The organism is Citrobacter sp. Colony219, from assembly GCF_019382635.1.
Lineage (GTDB): Bacteria > Pseudomonadota > Gammaproteobacteria > Enterobacterales > Enterobacteriaceae > Citrobacter > Citrobacter youngae.
In genome coordinates, this window is the sequence record NZ_CP080033.1 from 3,461,065 (window position 1) to 3,469,180 (window position 8,116).

Here is an 8,116-nt window from a genome sequence, read left to right on the forward strand (position 1 = left end):
CTAATAATGAGGTGACGACTCAGATGTTCATTCAATTGCCCTTATCATAACCGCACCTCTTCTCTCTAGAACTTATAATGCTCTTTACTTAGCCCGTATTTTCTCATCCGCAAATACAGTTTTTTACGCGGGATTTGCAGATATTCTGCTACTTCATTAATACGCCCTTGATGAATATTTAGCGCTTCGGTAATGATTTGCCGCTCATACTCTTCAACCCGGCGATCCAACGGTGTCGGTTCCGGCATATGCAACTGCGGATTAGCGGTTTCCGCCAATGGCAGCAACCCAACGGCAAAAAGCTCTGCGGCGTTTGCCAGCTCTCGCACATTACTTAACCACACACGACGTCGCATCCCTTTTAGCAATTCCCCGTCGACCTCCGGAATGGGGTGGTTCAGACGCAGACAGGCTTTTTGCAGGTAATGGCGAAATAGCGGTTCAATATCGTCCGGGCGCAGGGATAGAGGCTGGCAGGCGATTTGCGTCATGGCGAAACAGTAATAGAGTTCGGCCACAATCTGGTTTGTTGCCGCCAGTTCCACCAGCGATGTCGTGCCAACACCAATTAGCCGAAAAGGGCGCCGCTCCTGACTTTGCAGGTGAACCAAATGGTGCTGCTGCTCGCGCGTCAGACACGCTATATGGCTTAATACCAGCGTCCCACCTTGCGCTTGAGCAATCAGCTCATCGAGCTGAGCCGTGTTCCCGGCGGTGAGTTCTGCGCGGATAAACGGCCCCTGGGCGCTACGCCCCAACTGATGCAAATAACGGGCTCCCGTCATACGTCCCGTCCCGGGTTCCCCATAAAACCAGACGGCAAGATCCGTTTCTGCCAGTTGCTGCAGCCGTTGACGGTACTGATTTATCCAGTCGCTGTAGCCAACCAGTTCAACCTGCAGCTTTTGCTGGCAGTAATGACGACGGGCAATCACAGATTTTCGCTGCTGCAATGCCTGTGCAACCAGCAACAGCAGCTTACCGGGATCGACCGGTTTTTGCAGAAAATCCCATGCCCCTTTTTTCACCGCATCCACCGCCATCGGCACATCACCATGTCCGGTAATCAGCAGGATCGGCAGTTGGTTATCATCCTGATGAAAAAGAGCCATCAGTTCGATACCGTTACAGCCAGGCATACACACGTCACTCAGGACGATACCGGGCCAGTCAGCCTGTAGCCAATTTCGGGCATCGTAGGGATTATTGCACGCGCATACCCGATAGCCTGCCTGCTCAAGCAACAAGGTGTAAGCATCAAGGACATCGGCATCATCATCAATCAGCAGAACAGAATATTCATCACTCAACATCTTCTACATCCGTCAGGTTGAATTGCAGTACCACGCAGGCATTGCGCCCCAGTGTCGATGCCAGGCGTAGCTCGCCGTTCATCTGCGTCATTAACGAGACACAAATTGATAGCCCAATACCGAGACCAACATCCTTACTGGTGGTAAACGGTTTTAATAGCGACGGTAGCAGCGCACCAGGCCAGCCGGGGCCATTATCGCTGACAAATACACACACCGTGCTGCCCTCGACCTGCCAGTGAACGTCAATCTTCGCGGCAACCGGACAGGCATCCAGCGCATTTGCCAGTATGTTTACCAGAACTTGCTGAATTCTCACCTCATCGCCCATAACCCACACGCGCTCAACCGGCAGCGAAAGCGTACCCTGCTGCGGTTTATGCCGCATAGACAATAACTCCCAGGCCGCGCTGAAGGTTTGCCGTAAATCGACCGGATGCAGCGGTGCCCCCGGCTCGGCCCGGCGCGCAAACTGTCGCAATGAGCGGATAATGGCATCGATACGGGTAATGAGTCCTTCGGCTTTGGTTAACGTGCTTCTGGCCTGCGCCAACTGCTCCTGTTCAATTGCCCTGCCCGCAGTAAACAGATACATCGACAATGCATTCAGTGGTTGATTGATTTCGTGGGCCAGCGTGGTCATGGTCTGTCCGACCACCGCCAGTTTCGCCGTCTGAATCAATTCGCCCTGGGTCGCTCGCAGATCGGCTTCAATCTCCTTACGCTCTGCCACTTCCTGTTCAAGCTGACTTTTTTGCGTATTGAGCTGACCCAGCGTATGGCGCAGTAACCCCGCAATGCGCCCTAGCTCATCACGACCATAAACCGGGATCGAGGCATCGGTTCTGCCAAGACCAATTTGCACCACGGCCTGGTTGAGCGCGGTAAAACGCTTCACCAACCGTGAACGGATAAAGTAGTGGTTTAGTCCCCAGGCAAGAAGCAGCGCCAACAGCGTCGCCAGCAAAATAAGCCCGCCGCTAACGCGAACAATCTGCTCCAGTCGCTGGTTAAACATCTGCATTTGTTGATGGCTACTTCCCAACTGAGCCTCAAGCAATGTTCGAAAACGACCAAGTGTAGCTTCTCTGGCATGACTGGCATCAACCAGCGCTTTTTGCGCCGCGACATAATCGCGCATCGTATCGGGCATTTTATTTTTCATCATCCCGATTTCCAGCAATTCGTCGATGGTTTGCCGCAACGTGATAGTACTGGGCCAGTCGTCCAGGGTGCGAATATTTTCATCCGCCGTTTTCTTCAGATTTTCCAGATAGCGAATATGATTCTCGACCAGCATGCCGTCGTCGCTACCTGACTTCAGTTCATTCAACCTGTCGCGTAAATCATCGACAATCTGGTTTTCAATTCTTGCCAGCGTGTACACCTGTTGCTGCTCATTCTGCACCTCCCTGGCGCGTTTCAGGTACAACGCCGCGTCGCCATTTTTCGCTTCAATTTGATCCAACAACGTTCCCTGCTGCCAGGTGAAATCCTGCACCAGAGAGTTCAGTTCGGTCGTGAAATCATCATGTAACCAGTCGATTCGCGCGGAAAGTTCGCTGACTTTTTCGCGTACCAGGAACATGTTGTAGAGCACCCTGTCCAGCTCGGTCATCAATGCCCGGCTATCTTGCAAAATCACCGCCAGCTGTTGCTGTTCCGCGGGTTGCAATCCCCGGCTCAGCAGTTCAATTTTGTCCAGATGTTCGATGATCTGATTGCGCAGTTGCAGCCGTACGGTCGTATTGGGGGCAAGCAGGAATTCATTAAGCTGATCGACAACCAGGTTAAGATTCCCTTCAATCAAAAAAGCGGAATGTACGCGCGGGAAATAGTCATCGAGCGAATAGCGGATTTGCGAGCTTTGCTCATGCCAGGAATACAAACTGACACAGCTCACGCTCAGCGTCAGTAAAGCCCCCGTCAAAAAAGCCCCCCGCAAACTGCTGCTGATGCTGAGCTGACGAAGACGTTGCCATAGCGAACCGCCTTTCATTGTAGTTCTTCCAGTTTTGATATCGCCAGGCGCTGGTTTTTAAGAAACCAGAGTTGCCACTCCATCATTTGCTGTTCAGCAAAGCTTTTATTATCGAATTGAGCAAGCCAGGCTTCATCTTCGCTGTTCCTGGCGTCGATTGGGACCTGGGTTAACAGCGCTCTGATTTCAGGTAACGGATGTTTCAGACGAGCTTCCGCACTGTACAGCGCTCGCCAGGCATCCTTAAGCTGCGCGAGGCGGAAACTGATGGCCGTATCAAACATCCGCTGGACCAGTTGTTGACGCTTCAGGATCAGACGGTAATTAAGCGGTGGCTGTTTCATCAAAATGGCCTGTTGGGCTGCACGCGGGTTATCTGCTGCCAGCGACGTTACCGGATATTTACCGGTATTCGCATCTGCAAGGATCCGCTGCCCTTCCGGGCTCAATAAATAGCGGATAAAACGTTGTGCTTCATTGGCACGCGGGCTGTTTTTCAGCACGGCTACGTAGGTCGGCGAGACCGCCGAGTGTGGGAAGTAAGTAAAAGTCAGATTGGGGTCATTGAGCAGCAGATTGGCATAGTTATCAATAACCGGTCCCGCAACGCCCAATCCGCTCTTAATTTTGTCCGCAACACCAAAGCTGCGTGATGAGATGGTCACCAGGTTCCCGGCACTGGCCAGCAATGTCGCCCAACCTTCTTGCCACCCTTTTTGTTGCAGCAGTGATTCAACCATCAGGTGATTGGTATCGGAGCGCGATGGGCTACTCATCAACAGAGCATTTTGATATTTAGGATGCGTTAAATCACCCCAGTCCGTCGGTGGTGGCAGATGTCGCGCCGTCAGTGCTGAACGATTAATCAGCAGACCAAATCCCGAGAGAGCCACGGCTACAGACGTCGACCGTATTGACTCTGGCACCAGACGCTGGCTTTCCGGCAAGGCATTATCAAAAGGAGCAAGTTTCTGATGCTCCTGAAGATGCTGCAGTAGCATCGGCGAAGAGGTCAAAATCAGGTCAACGTTCTCCGCATTCGCGGTATCGAGCAGTTGTTCGAGAGAAGAACTGGTCCGGTTTAGCGTGCGGATCATCACTGATCCCGGCTCTGTTTGCCAGCGCTGAATAATCCAGGCCGTTGCCCCCGGGGAAAACGTCGTCGCCATCACCAGCTCCTTCCCCTGTGCCAGACAGGTCGCCGACAGCGACATAAAACACAGTGAGAGCGCCAACAAACTACCCCGACAGAAAAGTCTGTTTGTGATCCTGCTCATAAATACCAACATCTTCGAAAAATAATATTGAGACAAAATTTACCCGTTTATCACGACACATGGAAAAGATAAAACTGCTATCAAAATAACCAGACGGAATGCGATAACAGAGATAAAGAATACCTGAAAATGTCGTTTGAATTTGTTAATACCCGCACATGCTGATGATAAAAATGCATTAAGAATAATAGCTCTGGCCTCACCATAATTCAAAAAGGTCAAAATCAGCCCCGCTTTCAGCAAATTGAGTCAATAGTGACACATTTCTTCAATTTGAATTTCTTAGCCATCTATTTCACTCTTCACTGCGAAAAATCCTGATATTCACATCAATATAAATTTAGGTGATGATATGTTATCAATATTTAAGACAGGGCCATCGGCAAATAAAGTCCCGGAAGAGAAAATTCAGGAGACTTATGGTCGATACCGCATTCAGGCGTTACTTAGCGTATTTCTTGGCTATCTTGCGTATTATATTGTACGCAATAACTTCACCCTCTCTACCCCGTACCTGAAAGAACATCTGGATCTCAGCGCAACACAGATTGGTTTACTCAGCAGTTGTATGCTAATTGCCTATGGGATCAGTAAAGGCATCATGAGCAGCCTGGCAGACAAAGCCAGCCCGAAAGTCTTTATGGCTTGCGGCCTGATCCTGTGCGCCATTGTCAACGTTGGCTTAGGGTTCAGCACCGGATTCTGGATTTTTGCCGCACTGGTCGTCTTCAACGGGCTGTTCCAGGGGATGGGCGTCGGTCCCTCGTTTATTACCATCGCCAACTGGTTCCCACGCAAAGAGCGCGGACGCGTTGGCGCATTCTGGAATATCTCACACAACGTCGGTGGCGGTATTGTCGCCCCCATTGTTGGCGCCGCTTTTGCCATTCTCGGCAGCGAACACTGGCAAAGCGCCAGCTATATTGTCCCAGCCTGTGTCGCGGTGCTGTTTGCTTTTATTGTTCTGATGTTGGGCAAAGGCTCACCGCGCGAAGAAGGCTTGCCTGCTCTGGAACAGATGATGCCGGAAGAAAAAGTCGTGTTAAATGCCCGGCACGTAACCCAGGCACCGGAAAACATGAGCGCCTTTCAAATTTTTTGCACCTACGTGCTGCGTAACAAAAATGCCTGGTATGTTTCATTGGTAGATGTTTTTGTCTATATGGTGCGTTTTGGCATGATCAGTTGGTTACCGATTTATCTGTTAACTGAAAAACATTTCTCGAAAGAACAAATGAGTGTGGCGTTCCTGTTTTTCGAATGGGCCGCAATTCCTTCCACACTGCTGGCGGGCTGGCTGACCGATAAACTGTTTAAAGGTCGTCGCATGCCGTTGGCCATGATTTGTATGGCGCTGATCTTCGTCTGCCTGATCGGTTACTGGAAAAGTGAATCCCTGCTGATGGTCACTATTTTTGCCGCCATCGTCGGGTGCCTGATCTATGTGCCCCAGTTCCTTGCGTCTGTTCAGACCATGGAAATCGTCCCCAGCTTTGCTGTCGGTTCGGCGGTCGGATTACGCGGTTTTATGAGCTACATTTTTGGTGCATCGCTGGGAACCAGTCTGTTTGGTGTCATGGTCGATAAAATGGGATGGCATGGCGGTTTCTATCTGTTGATGGGCGGGATTGTCTGCTGCATTCTGTTCTGCTATCTGTCTCACCGCGGGGCGCTGGAACTCGAACAACAACGAAAAAATGCCCAACAACAGGACACGGAGTTGCAGCTTGCTGATGCCAGGTAATCGGCTTTAGAGAGAAAAAAGTGCCAGCGATGCTGGCACTTTAGTTTGCTCAAATGGAAGCCAGAAAATCAGTCAATGTGGTACACAATTGCGTTTTCAGTTATGAACCTGCGATTTAATGCTTATTGTCCCCCACCATAAAGCGAATGATCAATCCGCATGTCGGGGCAAGAAAAAGAAACAGTCCCGTTACCATTTCGTTTCCGTCAGTCAACCGTATGGTAAAGAAATAAATTAATGCCGTAAGGATAGCCATGCCGAAAAAAGAACTAATTGACGCGGCAGCGCCCATTACCTGCCAAATATAGCAACTAACGCACAGAATGCTCAATGCGAGGAAAGTCCAAAAATAGAACATAGCGTTACCTCCTGTCTGCCGTAAAAATCGACGTAAGTCCTTACACATCCTTGAGTTTATAGTCTAAGACAATTCCTATCCGTTCGCAATTCGAGCAACATTTTCGCTACAATAACTGTTCATTTTCTGAACCGGGCATTCTCCATTGACCTTTATTTAATCGTCATAAAAACAACATATTATCTATAAGTCTATTCTTGCTTTTTATCGACCAAAAAACATTTACGAAACTTGAGGAATTATTTCTGGATGACATTAATCTTCGGGTGTACATTGTGCGTCCGATCATTCATACCCCTCGTGGTTTGTCCTGACTCAGTTTTACACTCTTTACAGGAACCATTGTCGCTCATAGTGACCTAACTGTTCAGTGACAGAGAGTAACGCTGTAGACAAAGAATCTTCGCGATACATTATTTTCGTACCAACAACAGGTGCTTATGTTCCCCCAATGTAAATTTTCGCGCGCGTTTTTGCATCCGCGCTACTGGCTCACATGGTTCGGTGTCGGTGTGCTCTGGTTACTGGTGCAACTCCCTTATCCTGTTTTATGTTTTCTGGGCACCCGTACAGGTACGCTGGCGCGCCCATTTTTAAAGCGCCGGGAATCCATTGCCCATAAAAATCTCGAACTCTGTTTCCCGAATCTGTCGCAAGAAGAAAGGAACAAACTGGTCGACGAAAACTTCCGCTCACTCGGCATGGCACTGCTTGAAACCGGTATGGCCTGGTTCTGGCCAGATCGCCGGGTGCGTAAATGGTTTGATGTTGAAGGTCTGGACAACCTGCAACGCGCTCAGGCGCATAACCGTGGCGTAATGGTAGTAGGCGTGCATTTTATGTCGCTGGAACTGGGGGGCCGCGTGATGGGGCTTTGCCAGCCAATGATGGCAACCTACCGCCCGCACAACAACAAATTAATGGAGTGGATACAAACCCGCGGCCGTATGCGCTCGAACAAAGCCATGATCGGCAGAAATAATCTGCGCGGCATTGTCGGCGCACTGAAAAAAGGGGAAGCCGTATGGTTTGCGCCCGATCAGGATTATGGCCGTAAAGGCAGTTCATTTGCGCCATTCTTCGCCGTCAAAGATGTTGCGACAACCAACGGTACCTACGTGCTGTCACGTTTGTCGGGGGCGAAAATGCTGACCGTCACCATGGTGAGAAAATCTGATAACTCCGGCTACCGTCTGTTTATCACGCCAGAAATGGAAGGTTACCCGGAAGATGAAAACCTGGCCGCGGCCTATATGAACAAAATTATCGAAAAAGAGATCATGCGCGCCCCCGAGCAGTATCTCTGGATCCACCGTCGCTTCAAAACGCGCCCGATGGGTGAAGCCTCGCTATATGTCTAAAAAGAAAGGCCGCAAGGCCTTTCTTCTTTTCTACGGCTGAATTACTTAACGCCCCACTTGTTCTGGAGTTCAGTCATTCGCT

General features: G+C 50.1%; 6 protein-coding genes. 2 read left to right on the forward strand and 4 right to left on the reverse strand.

What is annotated here, in order from left to right; genetic code table 11:
- Positions 1–65: 65 nt before the first annotated feature.
- The 3 genes from pgtA to pgtC are packed head-to-tail and all read right to left on the reverse strand — an operon-like array spanning position 66 to position 4,508.
- Positions 66–1,313, reverse strand: a complete 1,248-nt coding sequence (gene pgtA / locus JTI85_RS15635; protein ID WP_048212549.1) for a two-component system response regulator PgtA — start codon at positions 1,311–1,313, stop codon at positions 66–68.
- Positions 1,303–3,312, reverse strand: coding sequence for a two-component system sensor histidine kinase PgtB (pgtB, locus tag JTI85_RS15640; protein WP_061068242.1), 2,010 nt, complete (start codon positions 3,310–3,312; stop codon positions 1,303–1,305). The genes pgtA and pgtB overlap by 11 nt, the downstream gene beginning before the upstream one ends.
- A complete protein-coding gene (gene pgtC, locus JTI85_RS15645; RefSeq protein WP_105242214.1) occupies positions 3,309–4,508 on the reverse strand; it encodes a phosphoglycerate transport regulator PgtC in 1,200 nt (399 codons plus the stop codon). The genes pgtB and pgtC overlap by 4 nt, the downstream gene beginning before the upstream one ends.
- A 415-nt stretch (positions 4,509–4,923) precedes the next feature.
- On the opposite strand from pgtC, the gene pgtP reads away from it, so the two are divergent.
- Positions 4,924–6,315, forward strand: coding sequence for a phosphoglycerate transporter PgtP (pgtP, locus tag JTI85_RS15650; RefSeq protein ID WP_040231431.1), 1,392 nt, complete (start codon positions 4,924–4,926; stop codon positions 6,313–6,315).
- Positions 6,316–6,430: 115 nt separating this feature from the next.
- Here the strand turns inward: pgtP and JTI85_RS15655 are convergent, their stop codons facing one another.
- On the reverse strand, positions 6,431–6,673 hold the full coding sequence (locus JTI85_RS15655; RefSeq protein WP_048211012.1) for a YfdY family protein: 243 nt from the start codon (positions 6,671–6,673) through the stop codon (positions 6,431–6,433).
- 440 nt (positions 6,674–7,113) lie between these two features.
- On the opposite strand from JTI85_RS15655, the gene lpxP reads away from it, so the two are divergent.
- Entirely contained in the window at positions 7,114–8,034 is a 921-nt protein-coding gene (gene lpxP / locus JTI85_RS15660) for a kdo(2)-lipid IV(A) palmitoleoyltransferase (protein ID WP_048211011.1), read from the forward strand.
- Positions 8,035–8,116 lie beyond the last annotated feature (82 nt).

Excerpts from the sequence above, each read along its gene's own strand:
- pgtA (WP_048212549.1), bottom strand. The coding sequence starts at position 1,313 with ATGTTGAGTGATGAATATTCTGTTCTGCTGATTGATGATGATGCCGAT.
- pgtB (WP_061068242.1), bottom strand. The coding sequence starts at position 3,312 with ATGAAAGGCGGTTCGCTATGGCAACGTCTTCGTCAGCTCAGCATCAGC.
- pgtC (WP_105242214.1), bottom strand. The coding sequence starts at position 4,508 with ATGTCGCTGTCGGCGACCTGTCTGGCACAGGGGAAGGAGCTGGTGATG.
- pgtP (WP_040231431.1), top strand. The coding sequence starts at position 4,924 with ATGTTATCAATATTTAAGACAGGGCCATCGGCAAATAAAGTCCCGGAA.
- JTI85_RS15655 (WP_048211012.1), bottom strand. The coding sequence starts at position 6,673 with ATGTTCTATTTTTGGACTTTCCTCGCATTGAGCATTCTGTGCGTTAGT.
- lpxP (WP_048211011.1), top strand. The coding sequence starts at position 7,114 with ATGTTCCCCCAATGTAAATTTTCGCGCGCGTTTTTGCATCCGCGCTAC.